Below are 18,488 nucleotides of genomic sequence, written 5' to 3'. Positions count from 1 at the left end.
CCCCGGGCGACGACGAGCTCGGCGTAGAACGGCCCGGGCCGCTGGCTCACCCCCCGAGGGGCTCGGGGGTGCGGCTGAGAGGATGGGTCCATGCGGTACGACGACCCCACCACCGAACGCCACATCGGCAGCCGCGACGTCACGACGTGGACCACTGACTTCGGGCGCGGTCTGGCCCGCCTCGGGCTCCGGTTGGCCGGGTGGGCGGGCGCGCACCTCGCGCTCGTCATCACGCTGGCCATCGGTCTGGGGGTCGCGCTCGCCGCCACCTGGGGCACGGGCGAGGTCTACGAGGCGGTCGTCGACCGCAACGACCTGGCCGGACTCGACCAGCCCGCGCTCGATCTCGCGGTGTCCCTGCGCACGCCGACCCTCGACACGCTCGTCACGGGGTTCACCAACCTCGGCGGGCCGGTCGGGATGCCGATCCTCGCCACCCTCGCCGTGCTGGTCATGACCTGGCGGTGGCGCAGCTGGACACCGCTGGTGCTCCTGGCGCTGGCGGCCGCCGGCTCGCTGGCCATGACGGTCGCGGGCAAGGACCTCACCGGGCGCACCCGCCCGCCGCTGGCGCTGGCGGTGCCGCCGTACGAGTCCTCAGCGTCGTTCCCCAGCGGCCACGCGCTCAACTCCGTCGTCGTGACGGGGGTCGTGGTCTACCTCGTGCTGCTTCACCTGCACCGCAAGCGCACCCGCAGCACCGTGCTCGTCGCCGGCACGGTCTTCGCCCTGGCCATCGGCCTGAGCCGCGTCTACCTCGGCCACCACTGGCTGACCGACGTCGTCGCCGGCTGGCTCCTCGGTCTGGGGTGGCTCGCCGTCGTGGTGACCGTTCACCGGCTGCACCTGACGGTGCGCCGGGCCCGCGCCGCCGACTCGGCGCCGTGAGGTCAGCTGACCCAGGTCTGGCGCAGCAGGCAGCCGCTCGCGCTGGCGGTTTGTACGTGGCCCGCTCGGTCCGAACGGCTCAGGTCCGTCGTGCGGCGGTCGATGGAAAAGGGACGTCCACGCAGGAGGCCCCCTTGGTCAGGAACAGTGCGTTCTCGCTCCGCGCGCTCACCTTGTCGAGCGTGACGTGGTACGCGAGCGTGCCCGTCGGGTGGGCTCTCATCCTGCTCGCGGTCTACCACGTCGCGACCGTGGGCTCGGTCGAGCAGCCGGCGGCCTTCCTCATGACCGCCGGGCTCCTCGTCATCCTCGAGCTCCTCCCCCTCGTGGCCGGCCGCGGTCACGACCCCCAGGGTGTCGTCATGTCGACCGCGTTCCTGTGCGGCATGCTCTTCCTCTGGGGGGTCTGGCCGGCCATCCTCAGCGTCGGCATCGCGTCGCTCGCTGCCGACCTGCGCGCGGGCAAGGAGTGGTGGAAGGTCCTGTTCAACCCGGCGCAGTACGCCATGTCCGTCGGCGCGGCGTACCTCGCCATCTGGGCCGTTCACGGCCCGATCAGCCTCGACCACTCCCTGCCGAGGCTCCAGGTCGACGCCTGGCTCTGGGTCCCGCTCGCCTGGGTCGTCTACTACGTCGTCAACACCCTCGTCGTCTCCTGCGTGCTCACCTACCTCGCCCCGCTGGGCGTGCTGCTGTTCAGCGACCTGGCCCACGTGACGCTGATGACGCTCTCGGTCATGGCGATCTCGCCGATCATCGTCGTCGTGGCCATTCACTCGTGGTTCATGCTGCCGCTGCTGCTCATCCCGCTGCTGCTGCTGTACTACACGGCGTCGATGTCCCTCCAGCGCGAGCACGCGGCCGGGCACGACGACCTGACCGGCCTGCCCAACCGCAAGACGCTCCGCTTCGAGCTCGACAACGCCCTGGTGACGCACGAGCGCGACGGCACCCCCTTCGCCCTGATGCTCATCGACATGAACGACTTCAAGCGGGTCAACGACACGCTCGGCCACCAGGTCGGCGACTCCCTGCTCGTCGAGTTCGCGACCCGGCTGACCGAGCGGGTCCGGCCCGGTGACTTCGTCGCGCGGCTCGGGGGTGACGAGTTCGCCATCATCGTCCACGGCACAGACGAGGCGGGCGGACGCGAGGTCGCCGAGCGGGTCTGCCTGTCGGTCTCCCACTCGATCGACGTGGGCGGCCTCTCGCTGGAGGCCGAGGCGTCGGTGGGCATCGCGATGTGTCCCGCGCACGGCACCGACGGCGGCACCCTGCTGCGGCGCGCCGACGTCGCGATGTACACGGCCAAGGAGAGCCGCACCCGCCTCGAGGTGTACTCCCCCGCGCGGGACACCAACTCCGCCGACGCGCTCGCCCTCCTCGGCGAGCTGCGACAGGCGCTCGCCGACGACGAGCTCGAGCTGCACTACCAGCCCAAGGTGTCGACGGCCGGGGGGACGCCGATCGGGGTCGAGGCGCTGGTGCGCTGGCGGCACCCGGTGCGCGGGTTCGTCCCGCCGGACGAGTTCATCCCGCTTGCCGAGGGGTCGGGCATCATGCCTCTGCTCACCGAGCGGGTCGTCGACCTCGCCCTGGCCCAGATCGCCTGCTGGCGCGACGCCGGCATGACCGTCCAGGTTGCTGTGAACGTCGCGCCCACCGACCTGACCGGGTCGGAGCTTCCCCGGGTGGTGGCCCGCGGTCTGCTCCAGCACGATCTGCCGCCGGGCATGCTGCAGCTCGAGATCACCGAGCGCATCGTGACCCACGCCGTGGAGGACGTGAAGCGCAACCTGGCCACACTGCGCGACCTGGGCGTGTCGATCAGCCTCGACGACTTCGGCACGGGCTACTCGTCGCTGCTGCGCCTGAGCTCGCTGCCGGTCGACGAGATCAAGATCGACCGGGGGTTCATCTCCGCGATGTCGCAGGGCGACCGCGCCGTGGGTATCGTCCGGGCGCTGGTCGACCTCGCTCAGGCGCTCGGGATGCGCTCCATCGCCGAGGGCGTCGAGACCGCCGACGAGCTGCGGATGCTCGAGTCGCTCGGCTGCGACGGCGTGCAGGGCTGGTACATCGCGCACCCGATGCCGGCCGCGGACGTCACGGAGTGGTTGCGCGGGCGCTCCTGCGCCGTGCCGCAGCTGCGCGCCGGGTGACCCGGGCGACTCCGGCGACTCGCTGGGGCCTCGTGGCTCAGCTGCCCCAGGTCGGACGCAGCGAGAACCCGCTGACGCCAGCGCTGCTGGTCTTGCTGGCCAGCACCTGGTGCAGCTGGATCCTGTTGAGCTCGAACCCGAGTGACGAGCCGGCGAGGTAGAGGCCCCAGACCCGGGCGGTGCCCAGGCCGACCTCCTCGACGCACTCGTCCCAGTGCTTGGCGAGGTTGCGGCACCAGTCGCGGCAGGTCATGGCGTAGTGCTCGCGCAGGTTCTCCTGGTGACGTACCTCGAACCCGGTGTCCTCCATGACCCGCGCGATGTCTCCCGAGCCCGTCAGGCCGCCGTCGGGGAAGACGTAGCGGTTGATGAAGCCGCGCGCCGGCAGGCCCGGGGCGCGGTTGTCGGGACGGGTGATGCAGTGGTTGAGCAGGCGCCCACCGTCGGCGAGCCGGTCGTGCAGGAAGGCGAAGTAGGCGGCGTAGTTGCTCGGCCCGATGTGCTCGGTGAGACCGATCGACGAGATGGCGTCGAAGCCGGTCTCGGTGATGTCGCGGTAGTCGCTGTGCAGCACTCGCGCCCGGCCCGACAGACCCTCGGCCTCGAAGCGCGCCTGGGCCCAGGACGCCTGCTCGGCCGAGAGGGTCGCCCCCACTGCCGTCACGCCGTAGTGCTTCACGGCGTGCCGCACCATCCCGCCCCAGCCGCAGCCCACGTCGAGCAGTCGCATGCCCGGCTGGAGGCCGAGCTTGCGGCAGACGAGGTCGTACTTCTCGAACTGCGCCTCCTCGAGGGTCGCCTCCTGCGTGGGGTAGCACGCGCAGGTGTAGGTCATCGACTCGCCGAGGAGCATCTCGTAGAAGCGGTTGGAGACGTCATAGTGGTGGTGGATCGCCTCGGCGTCACGTCGCCGCCCGTGCTGCAGCCCTCGCGCGATGCGTCGCAGCTGGCCGGGCGTCTCCTGCGGCGGCAGCTCGGGCAGCCACGGGCGGTGCTCCTTGACGAAGCGGGCGAGGGCCGCGGCGTCCGCGGCGCTCGGCCGCCGCATCGACAGCTCGTCCTCGATGAACCGCAGGGCCTCGTAGGGGTCGGCCTCGTCGAGCGGGTCGACCACGAGGTCGTCCATGAGGTAGGCCCTGACCACCCCGAGCGAACCGGGCGCGGTGAGAAGGTAGTTGAGCCCTCGCTCGCTGAGCAGGTCGATGCGCCAAGGGGCATCCTCGGGACCAGTCGCCGAGCCGTCGAAGGCGGTGAACCGCACCAGGGCGGAGGGGCCGAAGAGGGCAGTGAAGGCCTGCGCCACGGTCATCGTCATGCCGTCGCTCCCAACCCGAGGACGTCGTGATCACCGGAGCGGGGGGTCGCATGCACGCCCCTACTCTGCCACTCGTCCACCCCCTCAGGAAAGTCGAGCAGCACAACCGTCCCGGCAGGAGGAACGACCCCGTACGGCGTCGCGGCATACGCCCGCTTCGCCCCATGGGCAAACAGCCCAGACGTGCATTTCAGTGGTGCGCGGAGGCACGGCCGGGTGACGTTCACGTCGGCTAAGCCATGGCCCCGACTCGGCCCCGTGCGCCGATCCCGGTCTCGCCGCGCCGTCGGCGGTGGCTCCCTCTTCCAGGACTCCATCGGGCGGGCGAACAACCCCACCGACCTGGCTTCCGGCGGCCTGTCCGGCAACCCAGTCGAGCAGCGCGTCGTTCGTCAGCGGGCTCGGCGTACCCGCCCGAGGCTCGAGGTCTGCCCCGGCCTCACGCCGGCGCGGCCACGGCCGCGAGGGTCCGCGATCAGCGGGCCCGCACGGCCTTGTCATAGAGGGTGGGCAACCGGCCCCGGGGGTCGTAGCGCTTCTTGACCAGGGCGTAGTCGCTGCCGCCGTAGAGCTCGGCGAAGGTGTCCTCGTCGTAGTACGCGTCGGAGTAGAGCGACTTGTGCCCCCCGAGGCGCGTGACCTCGGCCTCGATGCCGCGGTTGGTGTCGCCGTCGGCCCGGCCCGGCTCGATCGGCACGGTCGACCAGAAGCCGACGTTGACGTAGGGCTGACCGACCCCCATGGGGTAGAGCGGCCACTGCGTGCTGCTTGCGGCGCGCTGGTCGGGTGACCCGGTGGTGCCGGGCTGCGGCGGCCCGGGTCGCGGGCGCAGCTGCACGGGGCACAGCCACAGCGGCTCGATCGGCACCTCGCGCAGGAACCAGTCGACGAACTCGGCCGTGTGCTCGAGCGGGATCTCGACGTCCTGCACCACGCGCTCGCGCGGCAGGCGGCCGCGCCGCGCGTCGACGCGGGCCGCCACCTGGTGCCGGTTCTCGAAGGCGACGATCTTCCAGTAGACGTCGGAGCGCAGCTTGCTCTTGGGCCACAGCCGCCGCACGACGGGGTGCTGGGCGCCGAACGCCCGCGAGCACCAGAACCAGTCGGTGTCCCAGCGCCAGAGGTAGTCGCGGACGGTCAGCAGGTCGTGGGTGCGCTCTCGCAGCGACCGGTAGAAGATCTTGCTGCCCGTGTAGTCGCTGGGCACGCCGTCGGGGGCATCCGCCAGCGTGTCGGCCCACCGCCCGAGGGTCAGGTAGACCTCGTCGTCGCTGAAGACCACACCGTCGAGGAAGTCGACGGGCTCACCCTGCCAGGCCTGCTCGCGCATGATCGCGGCGATGGCGTCGGTCGCTGAGGTGAGGTCGTGGAAGCGCACGTGCTCCAGGGCGACGTAGGGGTGGACGCGCTCGACCTCGATCGTCAGGCTCAGGGCGTACCCGAGGGAGCCGTAGGAGTTGGGGAAGGCGTGGAAGAGGTCGGTGTGCTCGCCGTCAGGGGTCGCCCGCACCACCTCGCCGTCACCGGTGAGGATCTCGATCTCGAGCACCGACTCGTGCGGCAGTCCGTTGCGGAAGGACGACGACTCGATGCCCAGACCCGTGACCGCGCCACCGATGGTGATGGTGCGCAGCTGCGGCACGACCAGGGGCATGCACCCCTGGGCCAGCGTGGCGTCGACCAGGTGCTCGTAGGTCGTCATGCCCTGCACCCGCGCCGTCAGGGTGACCGGGTCGACGTCGATGGTGCGGTCGAAGGACGAGACGTCGAGCCCCGGCCCGGTGGTGGCTGCGCGCGCCCGGAACAGGTTGGACGTGCGCTTGGCCAGGCGCACGGGCCGGTCGGCCGGCAGCGCGGCATACTGCGCGAGCACCGTCGCCGTGGCCGCCTCGTGCTCGGCGGGTGTGGTCAGTCGTCCGGGATGGGGCACCTCGTCATCCAACCAGCCGCGGAGCGGGAGCGGCGACCCGGATCATCCTGCGAGCACGGCATGGGCGGCGGCCACCCGCTGGCGCCACCACTGCTCACGCTCCGGTGGGGCAGCGAGCCGAGCCAGCGCCTCCTCGTCGACCTCGGGTGCGCCGACCGCGATCTCACCGCCGACCGGCACCAGGGGCCGCCTGACGACGTCGTCGGCGAGCAGCGAGACGGTGCCAAGGCCGCAGGCGTGGGGCAGCCCGGGCAGCGCCGCCGCGAGGGCTGCGCCGGCGGCGATGCCGACACTCGTGTCGATGGCCGAGGAGACCACCGTGGGCAGACCGCAGCGCTGCGCGATGTCGAGGGCCGCCCGCACCCCTCCCAGCGGCGCCACCTTGACCACCACGAGGTCTGCGGCGCCGAGCCGGGCGACGCGGATCGGGTCATCGGCCTTGCGCACCGACTCGTCTGCGGCGACCAGCACGTCGATATGCCTGTCGCGCAGCGTCTTTCGCAGTTCGATGAGCTCCTCCACCGTGGCACACGGCTGCTCGACGTATTCGAGCCCGTGGGCGGCCAGAGCCCGGATGGCCGTGACTGCGGCACTCACCGACCATCCCCCGTTGGCGTCGACGCGCAGTGCGGCGTCAGGGCCCATGACCTCACGGACCGCGGCGACCCGGGTGACGTCGTCGTCGAGCGTCTGCCCGAGTTCGGCCACCTTCACCTTGGCGGTGCGACAGCCGTCGTAGCGCGCGAGCACGGCGGCGACCGCGTCGGCGGGCACCGCAGGGACGGTCGCGTTGACCGGGACGGAGGTGCGCAGCGGGGCTGGCCACCCGGCATACGCGCTCTCGATCGCCGAGGCGAGCCAGCGCGAGGCCTCGGGGGCGGCGTACTCGAGGAAGGGAGCGAACTCACCCCAGCCCGCGGGGCCCTGGATGAACGCCGCCTCGCGGTGCTCCAGGCCGCGGAAGCGCACGCGCAGAGGGATGCTCACCACCCGCAGCGTCGCGAGCAGCTCGGGCAGCTCGGGCAGCTCGGGCCGAGGTGGGACCGTCATCGGTCGAAGGCCGCGGACGGGGCGTTGGTGACGGCGTGCGCGATGCGGGCGGCGTTGCGGGGCGTCAGCGCGGGCAGGTCGTCGAGGGGCCACCAGCGGGCCTGGGTCGACTCGTCGTCGCCCACCCGCGGCTCGCCGGACACCCACGAGCACCGGAAGACGAGGTCGAGATACTGCGAGACGTCACCGTTGGCGTAGGTGAGCGGTGGGCCGGCGCTCACCCAGACCAGGCGCTCGGCCCGGGCCACGACGCAGGCCTCCTCGAGGCACTCCCGCTCGGCGGTGACGGCCGGCTCCTCGCCCGGGTCGATGATGCCGGTCACGGGGGTCCAGTCCCCGTTGTCGGCGCGCTCGACCAGCAGCACCTCCTCGCTCCCGCCCTCGCGATCGCGGATGACGACAGCGGCAGCGCCCGAGAGCCAGAGCGGCGCGGTGCCGACCTTCTCCCGCAGGGCCAGGACGAAGTCGGGAGTCGGCATGGCCCGAGCGTATGCCGCCTCGGGGGCGACCCGGGCGGTGGCTCGATACGCTGGGGGACGTGAGCTCCTCCCCCGCCGTCGTCAGCGAGATCTTCGACCCGCAGGAGTGGCAGCCGGTGGAGGGCTTCGACGACCTCACCGACATCACCTACCACCGGGCCCGGGGGGTGGGCGCGGTGCGGGTCGCCTTCGACCGCCCCGAGGTGCTCAACGCCTTCCGCCCGCACACGGTCGACGAGCTCTACCGGGTGCTCGACCACGCCCGGCGCACCGCCGACGTCGGGTGCGTCCTGCTCACGGGCAACGGACCCGGACCCGAGGGCACGGGCGCGGTCGGCAAGTGGTCGTTCTGCTCCGGCGGCGACCAGCGCATCCGCGGTCGCTCGGGCTACCAGTACGCGGACGGGGCCACCGCAGACACGGTCGACCAGCGACGGGTGCAGGCCGAGGGTGGACGCCTGCACATCCTCGAGGTGCAGCGACTGATCCGCACCATGCCCAAGGTCGTGGTCGCGGTCGTGCCCGGGTGGGCCGCCGGCGGCGGGCACTCCCTGCACGTGATCTGCGACCTGACGATCGCCTCGCGGGAGCACGCCCGGTTCAAGCAGACCGACGCCGACGTCGGCTCCTTCGACGGCGGCTACGGCTCGGCCTACCTCGCCAAGATGGTGGGGCAGAAGCGTGCTCGCGAGATCTTCTTCCTGGGTCGGGCCTACTCGGCGCAGGAGATGAAGGAGATGGGGGCGGTCAACCTCGTCGCCGACCACGCCGACCTCGAGACCACTGCGCTCGAGGTCGCCCACGAGATCATGGGCAAGTCCCCCCAGGCCCAGCGGATGCTGAAGTTCGCCTTCAACCTCGCCGACGACGGCCTCATGGGCCAGCAGGTCTTTGCCGGCGAGGCGACCCGGCTGGCCTACATGACCGACGAGGCCGTCGAGGGGCGTGACCAGTTCCTCGAGAAGCGCGAGCCCGACTGGTCGCCGTTCCCCTGGTACTTCTGATCCGACTCGTGCCACCCGGTCGTCCTGCGCCGGCCCGGCCAACAGGTGGAGGGTCGAGTCGGTCCCGGACGTCGTAAGGTGGAAGACGCTGGGACAACAGCGGACCACACCGCACACCAGCCAGGGCCGACATCCAGGAGTGAGCGTGTCCGTCGCGCAACCCGCACCCGGATCGGTCGTCGTCGGCGTGGACGGCTCGAAATCGAGCCTGAAGGCGCTGCGCTGGGCCGCCTTCGTCGCGTCCGCCACCGGCAGCACGCTGGTCGTCGCGAGCGCCTACCAGCCTGCACCCACCTTCGGTCTCGTCGGCTCGGGCCGCAGGTCTGCGGCCGAGCGCGACCCCGACGCCGTCTCGCGCGAGGCCCTCGAGGCCCTCGTGCACCGCGTCCTCGGTGGGCCGTCGCCAGCCGGCCTCGAGTGCCGGGTCCTGCGGGGGAACGCCGCCGAGCTCCTGCTCGACCTCAGCGCCCACGCCCGGATGCTCGTGCTCGGCAGCCGCCGTCACGGCCGCGTCCGCCGCCTCCTCCCCGGCTCGGTCAGCGCCGCCTGCACCGAGCAGGCGACCTGTCGCGTGCTCGTCGTCGACGGCACCACCCCACCACCGCCCCACCATCGCGCCTGACGACGGCTGCCTCGTGACCACCCGGCGATTTGCCAATTTTTAGTCAGGTTTGTTCAGGTCTGCTCAGGTCTGCTCCTGACGCGACGAATGCCCAGTGGACAGCATCTTTTCTCGAGGAGGGGTCCGCGCGCCCGGGGCGCGGAGCCTTCCTCTCAACCGGGGGTCCCCTGCATGCGCACTGCCATCGAGGAGCGGCGGCGTGGCTGAGCGCCACGACCGGGTCGAGCCCGTGGCTCAGGGCGCCACTCCCCGCCCCGCCAGCCTCCTGTATGCCGCCACGCGCACCGGGGTCCTGATCGTCGCGGGCACGATGGTGGCCGTCGCCGTCCTGAGTCTGGCCGTGGCACTCGTGCTGGGTCTGCGGCCGCTCGTGATGGCTGACGAGTCGATGGACCCGACCATCGCGATGGGCAGCGTGGTCATCACCCGCACGGTGCCGGCCGGGCAGGTGCAGGTGGGGGGGATCGTGACCCTCCAGCAGGTCAGGGGCAGCGGGCCGGTGACCAGCAGGGTCGTCCGGGCCACGACACGCGGTGAGGGGGCCGTCGAGCTGGTGCTGCGCGCAGACGCCGCCGACCGCGACGACCCGGAGACCTACGTCGCCAGCACGGCTGGCGCATACGTCATGCAGGTGCCGTGGCTGGGGCTCGCGGTGATGTTCCTCCAGGGGCGGGCAGGGATGCCGGTCGCGGTCCTCGTCTGCGTTCTGCTGCTGGCCGTGATCGTGGTCGACCCCGACCGACCCCGATCGCCCCGCTCACCGGCACGCCAGACGGACAAGAGGCGACGGGCCCAGAGGTAGGGCTCAGACGGTCGCCTTGACCGAGCGCTTCTTGCGCGCACGGCTCTTCTTGATCGCCTCGACGGCGAGGCCGACCCGGCTGCGCCCTTCCTGCGGGTTGGGCAGGGAGAGGGTCACGACCTGCTTCCACGCCGAGAACACCTGAGCGGGCAGCGAGCCGCTGACGTAGGTCAGGCCGTAGCGCTGGCAGAGGTCCTGGATCTGCGGGGCGATCTCGGCATAGCGGTTGCTCGGCAGGTCCGGGAACAGGTGGTGCTCGATCTGGTGGCTGAGGTTGCCCGTCATGAGGTGCAGGGCCTTGCTGCCCGTGATGTTGGCGGAGCCGAGCATCTGACGGACGTACCACTCGCCACGGGTCTCGCCCTCGATGGAGGCGCGGGCGAAGGTCTCGACACCCTCGGGGAAGTGGCCGCACATGATGACCGTGTGCGTCCAGACGTTGCGCACGGTGTTGGCCACGACGTTCGCGCCGAGCGTCTGGACGAAGGACGGGCCCGACAGCAGGGGGTGGATGACGTAGTCGCGGCGCGCCTGCTGGCCGATCTTGCCCAGTACCTTGCGCACCTCGGCCCGGAACTCCTCCTTGCTCCGTCCTCGACCCGTGAGGTAGGCACCGATCTCGAGGTCGTAGGCGGCGATGCCGTACTCGAAGAGCAGCATGTTGACGAAGTTGAGCAGGGGCTGCACGGTGTAGAGCGGGATCCACTTCTGGTCCTCGTCGACCCGCATGATGCCGTAGCCGAGGTCGTTGTCCCGGCCGATGACGTTGGTGAAGGTGTGGTGCAGCTGGTTGTGTGAGCGCTTCCACGCCTCGGAGGGGGTGGCGTTGTCCCACTCCCACTCCTGGCTGTGGATGCGCGGGTCGCGCATCCAGTCCCACTGCCCGTGCATGATGTTGTGGCCGAGCTCCATGTTCTCGAGGATCTTGGCCACCGACAGCCCGGCCGTGCCGAGCAGCCACGCCGGCGGGAAGAGCGAGAACAACAGGACGGCGCGGCTGCCCATCTCGAGGCCCCGCTGCCACGCCAGGACCTTGCGGATGTAGGCGGCGTCAGCGGCTCCACGCGACCCGAGGACCTCCTGCCGCAGAGCGTCCAGCTCGGCCCCGATGGCCTCGATCTGCTCGGCGCTCAGGTGGGCGATGGGGTCGGGCTTGCCCGAGTGCTTGGGCTTGAACGTGCGCTCGGTGGTGGCCACCGACAGGCGCTTGTTGGCCGGCTGCGTCCGCGTCGGCGCCTGCGGGGTGCCGGCGAGCGAGCCATCGATGCTGAGGTCGAACTCACCGTCGGCGAGGGGCGCGGTCACGGAACGGCGTACGGCGGTCTGGGGCTGGGCAGCCATGACAGTCTCCTAGAGGTCGATCTCGCACGCGCCGGCAGCGGCCGACACGCAGGTCTGGATGCGCACGTCGTCACCGTCGGTGGCAACCGTCAGGTTGCCGTCGCGCAGGTCGCGCACGGCGCCGGAGCGCAGGGGGACGACGCAGCCGAAGCAGATGCCCATGCGGCACCCGGACTTCAGCAGGACGCCGGCGTCCTCACCGGCGTCGAGGATCGGGGTGGCGCCGTCGGCCTCGACGACCGTGGCGGAGCCACTGCGGGTGAAGGTGACCGAGCCACCCTCACCCTCGACGACCACGGCGGGGCGGAAGCGCTCGGTGTGCAGGCGCTCGCCCAGACCGGCGTCGGCGTAGTGCGCCTCGAAGGCGTCGAGCATGCCGGTGGGGCCGCACGCCCACGCCTCGCGCTCGCGCCAGTCGGGCACGAGCTGGTCGAGGTCGGACGCCGCGACCATGCCGTCGGCGTCGGTGTGCCGCTCGACGAGGCGCAGGCGGCCGGCGTCGTGCCAGGCCTGCAGCTCGGGGGCGAAGATCACGTCGGCGGCCGTCGGGGCCGAGTGGACGAGCACCACGTCGGGCAGCTCGGCGAGATGGTTGCGCAGCATGCCCATGACGGGCGTGATGCCGCTGCCGCCGGTGACGAAGAGCGCCTTGGCCGGGAGGGTCGTCGGCAGCGTGAAGTCACCGGTCGCCTGGTCGAGGTGGATGAGGGTGCCGGGCTGCAGCGAGCGCACGACGTGGTTGCTGACCGTGCCGTCGGGGATGGCCTTGACGCAGATGGAGAGCAGACCGTCGGGCGCCTCGGCCAACGAGGTGAGGGAGTAGGCGCGCCAGCAGCGCACGCCGTCGACGTCGACTCCGATGCGGACGTACTGCCCCGGCCGGTGTCCCCGCCAGGAGCGGCCGGGCCGGATGACCACGCGGGTCGCATCGGCCGTCTCGGGCGTCACCGACACCACGCGGCCGCGCAGCTCGGCCCCCGAGCGCATCGGCGCGAAGATGTCGAGGTACTCCGCCGGCAGCACGGGCGTCGTGGCTGCCTCCACCACTCGCCAGAGGGCAGCGCGCACAGAGCCGACACCGGCGAGGGCCGGGAGGGTGCGGGTGGGGAGGAGACTGGTCACCACCCCAGTCTGCCGTTTCGGACGACTAGAATCCTGACCGTGACACGTGAGAATCTGGGGCAGAGTTGTTCGCCACCAACAAAAGCAGCCCACCCGAGTGGTCGGCTGTGAGTCAGACCACTCATCTCGCGGCCCCGACCCCCTGTGGAGGGTGGGCGATCCCGTGAGCCCCGCCGCTCCCCGTCGTCGACCGACGCCTCCCCCCGGTGCCCTGCTCGTCGACCCTGAGGTCATCGCCGCCCTGCGCGCCTCGCTCGGAGACCTCGCCACCACGGTCGTGGCCGCCATCGCCGACGGCATCCCGGCCTACGCGGGGCAGGACCCGCTGCGCGAGGCCGACATCGAGACCGCGGTGCAGCTGGCCCTCGGCGGCTTCCTCACGATGGCGGCCCGCGCCCCCGGCGACCTGCGGCCGCGGCCGGCCGCCCGCGACACGGCCTACGGGCTCGGGAGGGGCGAGGCCCGCAGCGGCCGCTCGGTCGAGTCCCTCCTCGCGGCCTACCGGATCGGCGCGCGGGTGTCGTGGCAGGAGCTGTCGGGGGTGCTCGTGCGCCTCGGCGTAGAGGCAGGGGTGGTCGCGCGGTTCGCGGCCCTGGTCTTCTCCTACATCGACGACCTGTCGGCGGCGAGCGCCGCCGGCCACGCCGACGAGCTGTCGTCGGCCGACCGGGTGCTCGAGCGGCAGCTGGAGCGGCTGGCGCTCGAGCTGCTGCGTGGCGCCTCGCTCGAGGTCCTCGAGCGACGGGTCGAGCGCGCGCAGTGGCCACCACCCACTGCCGCGACCACCCTGACCGCAGTGCTTCTGCTCGACGCCGACTACTCGGCGGTGCGCTCGGTGCTCGACCCCCGGTCCCTGGCCCTCTCCGAGGACCTGCCCGACGCCCCCGACGGCGAGGTCGTCGTCTTCCTCGTGCCCGACGTGCTCGACCGGGCCCGACGACAGCGGCTCATCCGCTCGCTCACCGGGCACCGGGCGGTCCTCGGGCCAGCGCGCCCGTGGGCGCTCGCCGCCAGCTCATACCAGCGGGCGCTGCGCGGGTGGCGCCTCGAATCCGCCTCTGCCACAAGCCGGTTCACCGTGTACGACACCGACGCTCACCTCGCCGACATGGTGCTGACCGCCGACCCCGACGCCCTTGCCGACCTGCGCGCGGTCGCCCTCGCCCCGCTCGACGGGCTCACCGCGTCGGCCCGCACCAAGCTCGAGGCCACGCTGCGCCTGTGGCTGCTCCATCAGGGCCGTCGCGAGGCCATCGCCGAGGGGCTCGTCGTGCACCCCCAGACCGTGCGCTACCGCATGGGTCAGCTGCGCGACCTCTACGGCGAGCGACTCGACGACCCCAGCACCCTGCTCGACCTGACCATCGCGCTCGGCGTGCAGGGCTGACCCACCGCTCTCCCCCGTGCCTATGGGTTCCCGTTGGCAGCGCCGGGGGTCCGCAGCGCCTCGAAGACCGGGCCGGCGAGGTGGGCCGCGCCGCCGCCCACGACGTCATCGAGCAGGACGCGGGCACCGTCGGGGCCCGTCAGGGGCACCCGCCAGTTGGGGTACTCGTCCTGCGTGCCGGGCTGGTTGACGGCCCGTCGGTCGCCGACGAGGTCGGCGAGGGCCACAGCCAGCATGCGGCTCGGGGTCAGCGCGATCCAGCGGTGGAGGGCGACGAGCACGTCGTCGCGGTCCCCCGCCTCGCGGTCCTCGGCGACGCCCGCCTCACCTGCGTCGGCCCCCGCGCCCTCGAGCAGGCCGCGCTCGACCAGCGCAGCTCGCACCTTGGCGATCGCGGCCAGCTCGACCTCGCGCTCCTCCTCGGGCGAGCGGGTCAGCAACCCGAGCGACTCGCGCACGCTGACGTGCTCGAGACCGAGGTAGCCCGCGGTCGGCGGCAGGTCGTGCGTGGTGACCGACGACAGGCACAGGTCGCGATAGGCCTCGGGCGGCCGGGGCTGGTCGCCGTCCCACTCGAACCACAGGATCGAGGTGCCGAGCAGGCCGCGCTCGAGCAGGTAGTCGCGCGCCCGTGGCTCGACGACACCGAGGTCCTCGCCGATCACGACGGCCCCGGCCCGTTCGGCCTCGAGCACGAGGATGCCGATGAGCGCCTCGTGGTCGTAGTGCACGTAGGTGCCCTGGTCGGGGGTGAGCCCGGCGGGGATCCACCAGAGGCGGAACAGACCGATGATGTGGTCGATGCGCAGCCCGCCAGAGTCTCGCAGCGCCGTGCGCACCATGTCACGGAATGGCGAGTAGCCCTGCTCAGCAAGGCGATCCGGCCGCCACGGGGGCTGGTCCCAGTTCTGCCCGAGCTGGTTGAACTGGTCGGGTGGCGCGCCCACGGTGACGCCCGTGGCGAGGGTGCCGCCGAGGCTCCATCCGTCGGAGCCCCAGGAGCTCACACCGACGGCGAGGTCCTCCACGATGCCGAGCCGCATGCCTGCCCGCCGCAGGGCCGACTGCACCGAGGCCACCTGCTCGGCCATCAGCCACTGCATCCAGCGGTGTAGATCGACGCTGTCGGGGTGCGCGGTCGCGAAGGCCGCGACCTCGGGACCGGCGGGATCCTGCAGGGTGACCGGCCAGCCCGAGCCGGGCAGCCCGTGCTCGTCGGCGATGGCGCACCACGTCGCGTAGGCCGTGAGCCCGTCGCCCTCGACCGCACAGAACCGGCGGTAGGCCCGGTCCCTGGCCGGCGTCGGGGTGACGGCGTGCAGCAGCACGAGGGCCTCGCGCTTGAGCTCCCACGAGGCATCGCGCGCGATGCCGTCGCCGTCGGTCAGCGCCCGCCCCCGCACCCCCAGTGCGCGCAGGCGGGCGTGGGCGTCGCCGTCGAGACGGGCCGCCTCGGGCACGTCCTCGATGCGCAGGTAGAGCGGGTTGAGGAAGCGGCGCGACGACGGCAGGTAGGGCGACGGCTCCATCGGCGGCACCGGCTCGGCGGCGTGGAGCGGGTTGACGAGCACGAAGTCGGCGCCGTGCTCGTCGGCGGCCCAGGTGCCGAGGTCGGCCAGGTCTCCGAGGTCACCGACACCCCACGACCTGGACGAGCGCGCCTGGTAGAGCTGGGTCATCACGCCCGTCGCCCGACGCTCGCCGAGGCCTGCGGGCAGCGTCAGCCGGGCCGGGGTGACGACCAGGACCGCGACGTCGCTGCCCGGCACCTGGGGCTGGGCGTCACCGCGGGCGACCAGCCGGTGCCACCCCGTCGGGAGGTCACCGGGCAGCTCGAAGGTCGCCTCCCCGACGAGCACCCCGTCGACCTCGCGAGGCTCCACGAGGTGGTCGACCTGCCGCACGCTGTGCGTGCCGCCCTGCTCCAGCTCGACCACCAGCTCGACCCCCGTGCCGTGCGGCACGTGCACGGGCACCCACGGCGTCCACCCCGTGCGGCACACGACCGTCGGGGGCAGCATCCGCCGCCAGGTGCGCAGCTCCACCTCGACCAGGGACGCCTCGACCTCCTCCGCGGTGGTCGCCGGCACCTCCAGCGCAGCCAGGACCGCCCGGATGGAGTCGTCAGCCACCGGTGCGTGCTGCCCCTGCCAGTCGGAGTAGTCCGTGGCGATGCCGTGGGCCCGGGCGAGCCGGGCGAGGGGAACGAGGGGAGGTGGGGTCTCCATACGCGCCATCCTGCCCGCTAGCGTCGACCCATGTCGAAGCCACCCTCCCCCACCCCGTCGGTGGGACCCCGCAGCCTCGTGCGACTGGCGGCGTCGGGCGTCGTCGGGGTGCTCGCCGGACTCGTCGTCGGCGGCGTCGTCGACCTCAGCTACGGCCTGCTCGCGGGCTACCTCGGTGCGGCGGGCACCTACCTGACCTGGACCTGGGTGGTGATCGCCCCGATGGACCAACGGGCGACCGCGGCGCACGCTCTCCGCGACGACGCGGGGCGCACGCTGACCGAGCTGGTGGTCATCGTCTCGGCCCTGGCCAGCCTCGGCGCGGTGGCCCTGCTGCTGTCGAGCAGCGGGGCCGGCTCGCGCACGGTGCAGGCGCTGCTGAGCGTGTTGTCGGTCGGGGTGTCGTGGCTGAGCGTCCACACGGTCTACACGCTGCGCTACGGGCGCCTCTACTACGACGACGGCGGCAGCGGCGACGGCGGGATCGACTTCAACGAGGACGAGCCGCCGTGCTACCTCGACTTCGCCTACTTCGCCTTCAACATCGGCATGAGCTTCCAGGTCTCCGACACCGACATCTCCCGCAAGGTGATCCGGGCGACGGCCCTGCGGCACGCGCTCTTGGCCTACCTGCTCGGCGCCGTCGTCGTGGCGGCGACGATCAACCTCGTGTCAGGTCTGGCGAAGTAGGGAGACACTGGCTCGTATGACGACTCCCGACCACCCCGCCCAGGACGACGCGGCATACCGCATCGAGCACGACACGATGGGCGAGGTGCGCGTGCCGCGCGACGCGCTCTTCGCGGCCCAGACGCAGCGGGCGGTGGAGAACTTCCCCATCTCGGGCACCCCCATCGAGCCCGCGCTGATCGCGGCGCTCGGGCGCGTCAAGGGGGCAGCGGCCCGGGTCAACGCCGAGCTTGGGGTGGTGCCGCAGGCAGTCGCCGAGGCGATCGCCGTGGCCGCCGCGCGGGTCGCGGCGGGCGAGCTCGATGCCGAGTTCCCCGTCGACACCTTCCAGACCGGGTCGGGCACCTCGAGCAACATGAACGCCAACGAGGTCGTGGCGACCCTGGCCAGCCGCGCCCTCGGCGAGCCCGTGCACCCCAACGACCACGTCAACGCCAGCCAGAGCAGCAACGACGTCTTCCCGACTGCCGTGCACCTCGCGGTCACGGCGGCGCTGGTCGGCGACCTCGTGCCGGGGCTCACCCATCTCGCAGGGTCGTTGGAGCGCAAGGCGACCGAGCTCGACGGCGTCGTCAAGGCCGGCCGCACGCATCTCATGGACGCGACGCCGGTGACCCTCGGGCAGGAGCTCGGCGGGTATGCCGCGCAGGTGCGCTACGGCATCGAGCGGGTCGAGGCGACCCTCGGGCGGGTGGCTGAGCTGCCGCTCGGTGGCACCGCGGTCGGCACCGGCATCAACACCCCGAAGGGCTTCGCCGACAGGGTGATCCGCCTCCTGGCCGCCGAGACGGGCCTGCCCCTGACCGAGGCCCGCAACCACTTCGAGGCCCAGGGTGCGCGCGATGGCCTCGTCGAGGCCAGCGGAGCCCTCAAGACGGTGGCCGTCAGCCTGACCAAGATCTGCAACGACCTGCGGTGGATGGGATCCGGGCCCCGGGCCGGTCTCGGCGAGATCGCGATCCCCGACCTGCAGCCGGGCTCGTCGATCATGCCGGGCAAGGTCAACCCCGTCATCTGCGAGGCAACCGTGATGGTGTGCGCGCAGGTCATCGGCAACGACACGACCGTCACGGTCGCGGGGATGCAGGGCAGCTTCGAGCTCAACGTGATGATGCCGGTGATGGCGCGCAACGTGCTCGAGTCGATCCGGTTGCTGGCCAATGCTGCTCGTGTGCTGGCCGACCGTTGCGTCGACGGGGTCACCGCCCACGAGGAGCACGCGCGGGCGCTCGCCGAGAGCAGCCCGTCGATCGTCACACCGCTCAACCGGTGGATCGGCTACGAGCGGGCGGCGACGGTGGCCAAGACGGCCCTGCGGGAGGGCAAGACGATCCGTCAGGTGGTGCTCGACCAGGGGCTGGTCGAGCAGGGACTGCTCACCCTCGAGCAGCTGGACACCGCCCTCGACGTGCTGTCGATGACCCGGCGCCCCTGATCCGGGCAACGGTCGCCCGCGCCGCACCCTAGA

Annotated in this window: 15 protein-coding genes; 8 read left to right on the top strand and 7 right to left on the bottom strand. The window is 72.1% G+C overall.

Annotated features, from left to right (window positions below):
• The first annotated feature begins 90 nt into the window (after positions 1 to 90).
• Positions 91 to 888, top strand: coding sequence for a phosphatase PAP2 family protein (locus V3N99_14750; protein MEO3937999.1), 798 nt, complete (start codon positions 91 to 93; stop codon positions 886 to 888).
• 182 nt (positions 889 to 1,070) lie between these two features.
• A complete protein-coding gene (locus V3N99_14745; protein MEO3937998.1) occupies positions 1,071 to 3,050 on the top strand; it encodes an EAL domain-containing protein in 1,980 nt (659 codons plus the stop codon).
• Between the two features lie 37 nt (positions 3,051 to 3,087).
• Here the strand turns inward: V3N99_14745 and V3N99_14740 are convergent, their stop codons facing one another.
• The 4 genes from V3N99_14740 to V3N99_14725 all read right to left on the bottom strand — a co-directional run bounded on the left by V3N99_14740 (position 3,088) and on the right by V3N99_14725 (position 7,824).
• A complete protein-coding gene (locus tag V3N99_14740) occupies positions 3,088 to 4,365 on the bottom strand; it encodes a class I SAM-dependent methyltransferase (protein MEO3937997.1) in 1,278 nt (425 codons plus the stop codon).
• A 475-nt stretch (positions 4,366 to 4,840) separates the two neighbouring features.
• Complete coding sequence (locus V3N99_14735) at positions 4,841 to 6,295, bottom strand: FAD-binding oxidoreductase (GenBank protein ID MEO3937996.1); 1,455 nt, start codon at positions 6,293 to 6,295, stop codon at positions 4,841 to 4,843.
• Between the two features lie 42 nt (positions 6,296 to 6,337).
• Positions 6,338 to 7,345 carry an o-succinylbenzoate synthase gene (locus V3N99_14730; GenBank protein ID MEO3937995.1) on the bottom strand — a complete coding sequence of 336 codons (1,008 nt, stop codon included), beginning with the start codon at positions 7,343 to 7,345 and terminating at the stop codon, positions 6,338 to 6,340.
• The gene (locus V3N99_14725; protein MEO3937994.1) at positions 7,342 to 7,824 is read right to left on the bottom strand and encodes an NUDIX domain-containing protein; all 483 of its coding nucleotides are present in this window, start codon (positions 7,822 to 7,824) and stop codon (positions 7,342 to 7,344) included. The genes V3N99_14730 and V3N99_14725 overlap by 4 nt, the downstream gene beginning before the upstream one ends.
• A gap of 59 nt (positions 7,825 to 7,883) precedes the next feature.
• On the opposite strand from V3N99_14725, the gene V3N99_14720 reads away from it, so the two are divergent.
• The 3 genes from V3N99_14720 to V3N99_14710 all read left to right on the top strand — a co-directional run bounded on the left by V3N99_14720 (position 7,884) and on the right by V3N99_14710 (position 10,252).
• Positions 7,884 to 8,828 (top strand): 1,4-dihydroxy-2-naphthoyl-CoA synthase, encoded by a 945-nt coding sequence (locus V3N99_14720; GenBank protein MEO3937993.1) that lies wholly within the window; start codon positions 7,884 to 7,886, stop codon positions 8,826 to 8,828.
• A 145-nt stretch (positions 8,829 to 8,973) separates the two neighbouring features.
• Positions 8,974 to 9,450: a universal stress protein gene (locus V3N99_14715; protein MEO3937992.1), complete on the top strand. Its 477-nt coding sequence runs from the start codon at positions 8,974 to 8,976 to the stop codon at positions 9,448 to 9,450.
• 199 nt (positions 9,451 to 9,649) lie between these two features.
• Entirely contained in the window at positions 9,650 to 10,252 is a 603-nt protein-coding gene (locus tag V3N99_14710) for a hypothetical protein (protein ID MEO3937991.1), read from the top strand.
• Between the two features lie 3 nt (positions 10,253 to 10,255).
• Here V3N99_14710 and V3N99_14705 read toward each other — a convergent pair whose 3' ends face one another.
• Positions 10,256 to 11,593, bottom strand: coding sequence for an acyl-CoA desaturase (locus V3N99_14705; GenBank protein MEO3937990.1), 1,338 nt, complete (start codon positions 11,591 to 11,593; stop codon positions 10,256 to 10,258).
• Positions 11,594 to 11,602: 9 nt separating this feature from the next.
• Positions 11,603 to 12,715, bottom strand: coding sequence for a ferredoxin reductase (locus V3N99_14700; protein ID MEO3937989.1), 1,113 nt, complete (start codon positions 12,713 to 12,715; stop codon positions 11,603 to 11,605).
• A 163-nt stretch (positions 12,716 to 12,878) separates the two neighbouring features.
• Here V3N99_14700 and V3N99_14695 point away from each other — a divergent pair, with 163 nt between their 5' ends.
• A complete protein-coding gene (locus tag V3N99_14695) occupies positions 12,879 to 14,102 on the top strand; it encodes a helix-turn-helix domain-containing protein (protein MEO3937988.1) in 1,224 nt (407 codons plus the stop codon).
• Positions 14,103 to 14,122: 20 nt separating this feature from the next.
• Here V3N99_14695 and malQ read toward each other — a convergent pair whose 3' ends face one another.
• The gene (malQ, locus tag V3N99_14690) at positions 14,123 to 16,330 is read right to left on the bottom strand and encodes a 4-alpha-glucanotransferase (protein MEO3937987.1); all 2,208 of its coding nucleotides are present in this window, start codon (positions 16,328 to 16,330) and stop codon (positions 14,123 to 14,125) included.
• A gap of 30 nt (positions 16,331 to 16,360) precedes the next feature.
• On the opposite strand from malQ, the gene V3N99_14685 reads away from it, so the two are divergent.
• Entirely contained in the window at positions 16,361 to 17,020 is a 660-nt protein-coding gene (locus V3N99_14685) for a DUF1345 domain-containing protein (protein MEO3937986.1), read from the top strand.
• 16 nt (positions 17,021 to 17,036) lie between these two features.
• Entirely contained in the window at positions 17,037 to 18,455 is a 1,419-nt protein-coding gene (locus V3N99_14680; protein MEO3937985.1) for a class II fumarate hydratase, read from the top strand.
• The last annotated feature ends 33 nt before the right edge of the window (positions 18,456 to 18,488 follow it).

Source organism: Dermatophilaceae bacterium Soc4.6, from assembly GCA_039889245.1.
Classification (GTDB): Bacteria; Actinomycetota; Actinomycetes; order Actinomycetales; family Dermatophilaceae; genus Lapillicoccus.
This window is presented reverse-complemented; position numbering and strand designations above follow the sequence as displayed.

Coding starts and splice junctions, on each gene's coding strand:
- V3N99_14705 (MEO3937990.1), bottom strand. CDS start 11,593: ATGGCTGCCCAGCCCCAGACCGCCGTACGCCGTTCCGTGACCGCGCCC.
- V3N99_14725 (MEO3937994.1), bottom strand. CDS start 7,824: ATGCCGACTCCCGACTTCGTCCTGGCCCTGCGGGAGAAGGTCGGCACC.
- V3N99_14685 (MEO3937986.1), top strand. CDS start 16,361: ATGTCGAAGCCACCCTCCCCCACCCCGTCGGTGGGACCCCGCAGCCTC.
- V3N99_14730 (MEO3937995.1), bottom strand. CDS start 7,345: ATGACGGTCCCACCTCGGCCCGAGCTGCCCGAGCTGCCCGAGCTGCTC.
- V3N99_14750 (MEO3937999.1), top strand. CDS start 91: ATGCGGTACGACGACCCCACCACCGAACGCCACATCGGCAGCCGCGAC.
- malQ (MEO3937987.1), bottom strand. CDS start 16,330: ATGGAGACCCCACCTCCCCTCGTTCCCCTCGCCCGGCTCGCCCGGGCC.
- V3N99_14680 (MEO3937985.1), top strand. CDS start 17,037: ATGACGACTCCCGACCACCCCGCCCAGGACGACGCGGCATACCGCATC.
- V3N99_14740 (MEO3937997.1), bottom strand. CDS start 4,365: ATGACGATGACCGTGGCGCAGGCCTTCACTGCCCTCTTCGGCCCCTCC.